Source organism: Arthrospira sp. PCC 8006 (assembly GCF_046480465.1).
Lineage (GTDB): Bacteria > Cyanobacteriota > Cyanobacteriia > Cyanobacteriales > Microcoleaceae > Limnospira > Limnospira platensis.
Genome location: NZ_PKGG01000391.1, coordinates 1 through 2464, shown reverse-complemented (window position 1 = coordinate 2464; position 2464 = coordinate 1). Strand labels below are relative to the sequence as shown.

Genomic DNA, 2464 nt, shown 5'->3' with positions numbered 1-2464 from the left:
GTGCTTTTCTTTGCAGCCAGAGATTAATGGTGTTCCGGCTGACATGGAAAACTTGACTGGCTTCTGTTTTGGGCATACCGTCTAGTTCAATTGCATCAATAACTTTTTGTCTGAGGTCGTAACTGTAGGGGGCTGGCATTTTTGGTCTTCTTAGTCATCTCGTCCTCTCCATTATACGTCCTAACTTTCCTGTCTGGTGCTATATGTGGGTATCGATTCCCATCCCGGTAATCTCCCCCAGTTGAAAAGTTGTTTAGGGGTATCGGGTTGGTTCCGGTAGATGATAGTTCAGGTTTTGCGATCGCACATAGGTTTACCTATAGGTCTAGTCCATAGAAAGACAGCCTAATATCTTTGTACATTGATAGCTTGGGGAATTATCTTCTGCTGTTGTCGTGGTTGATTTTGAAACATACCCTCCCCCCCAACCGAAACAAACACTCTTGGGGGTGCGACCGACGTGATAGCAGTCAATGGTGAGGAACGAACCGATAGGCTTGCCATTGACGGGTATCACAAGGGAGTTACCCTATCGGTGTTTGGTTGGGGGGTGGTATGGGTATTTGACATATTGATTAAGTTGGTGCGAGACGTTCAGGCATGAAATAGGGCTACAATGCCCGAAATAACCGCCTGGTGGGGACTTCAACCCCTGGGTTGAATATAAGGAGCGCACTCCTGACCATCCCCATAACTGTTTATATGTCCCGACGCTTGGAGAAATCTAAAGCAAGGCAGGGAACTCAAGGTCATAAACAAACTGAGAAATCAGGGAGTAGAGAGTAACGGCGATAGCCACCCCCAGTTTCAGGAATCACAACCCGTCAGATTGAAGCGGGGAACGGAAGGCGTGAAGTAGAACCTACTACCAGACGCGACCACTGCCAACCATCCATGACTAAGGAAATCTGAATGTTCCGACTTGAACCATCGTCATCATTAAGTAGCGAAATAGGTTGACACGCTGCGCTCAAAAGGGCAAGGGGAAAAGTAGGAGGCTCAACTTACTACCTACACAGACTTTTAAAAGTACCCCGGTGGAAAGGACAAGTCTAAAGATGGAACGCCCATATAAACGGAACGTTTAAACCCCTCATTGGCTCTGCCTCACGGCAGAGCGTGAAAAGTGTAAGCGTATGCCTTTAAGGGGAAAGGATGTGACTGAAAGCTAATGCCTAACTGTAATGGTTAGGATATGCCCACTAGTCACGGTGTAGATATATAGCATTAGTCAAGGTGGTTAGGACGCAGCTGGGAGAACGGAATCCATGGCATCATCGAGAGAATCAAACTGCTCACGTGCAATGGCGAATGCGGGCTTTCAACCACGACCAACATTTCTCTATCTTGTTGAGGTCTGGCGAATAAGGCGGAAGATAGAGTAAACGGCATTGAGCTGCCTCCACCAGTTCAGCCTGCCGCCCCCCTTTATGAAACGTTGCATTGTCAAATACTAGAGTCTGACCTGGCTTCAATGTTGGAATTAAGATAAACTCCAACCACAACTCAAACACTGTCCGATTACAACAACCCTCACCTCAAAGGTAAAGGGGGCTAAGAGTTGTTGATAACACCATGCCGCCATATAGCTCACCCTGCCCTGCCTCTTCCCGGATTTGAGGGCATCGAAGCGTTKTCCTTCCTCGCAGTAACCATAAGGGTAATCCGAGTCCTGACTATTCATGCCGGCTTCATCGAGGTAGACCACTTCTTGTGGCTCCATATGTTCAATCTGAGCAATAAACTCCTCTCGCTGTTGCTGATCACGTTCTTGGTAGCCGTAAGTTTTTTTTTCTGGTGAAGCCAATTTTCTTCAAGGCTCTGGATATGGTGCGAGGAGAGATGTCGTCATCCCAAAGTTCAGCCATTGGAGCGGAGGTTTGATCGCCATGCTCTTGGGCAAAAGCCTTGAATTTTTGCCAGTCGGTAATTTTGTGGTTATTGCCAGGTCGGTGATTAGGTTTAGGGAGGAAGTCTCCGGTCTGTGCTTTTCTTTGCAGCCAGAGATTAATGGTGTTCCGGCTGACATGGAAAACTTGACTGGCTTCTGTTTTGGGCATACCGTCTAGTTCAATTGCATCAATAACTTTTTGTCTGAGGTCATAACTATAGGGGGCTGGCATTTTTGGTCTTCTTAGTCATCTCGTCCTCTCCATTATATAGCATTAGTCAAGGTGGTTAGGACGCAGCTTGGAGAACGGAATCCATGGCATCATGGAGAGAATCAAACTGCTCACGTGCAATGGCGAATGCGGGCTTTCAACCACGACCAACATTTCTCTATCTTGTTGAGGTCTGGCGAATAAGGTGGTATAGCATTAGTCAAGGTGGTTAGGACGTAGCTTGGAGAACGGAATCCATGGCATCATGGAGAGAATCAAACTGCTCACGTGCAGTGGCGAATACGGGCTTTCAGCCACGACCAACATTTCTCTATCTTGTTGAGGTCTGGCGAATAAGGCGG

At 47.3% G+C, this 2464-nt stretch carries 2 protein-coding genes and 2 pseudogenes; all 4 read right to left on the bottom strand.

From position 1 onward, the window contains the following. Positions 1 to 139 (bottom strand): IS630 transposase-related protein (locus B9T16_RS27805; RefSeq protein ID WP_410246298.1); only part of this gene is annotated, 139 nt, incomplete at its 3' end. A gap of 1101 nt (positions 140 to 1240) precedes the next feature. Next, a pseudogene (locus tag B9T16_RS27800) lies at positions 1241 to 2123 on the bottom strand (IS630 family transposase). A gap of 110 nt (positions 2124 to 2233) precedes the next feature. Next, entirely contained in the window at positions 2234 to 2326 is a 93-nt protein-coding gene (locus B9T16_RS27795) for a transposase (RefSeq protein ID WP_081471191.1), read from the bottom strand. 5 nt (positions 2327 to 2331) lie between these two features. Then, positions 2332 to 2464 (bottom strand): annotated as a pseudogene (locus B9T16_RS27790) (transposase); the annotation flags it as partial.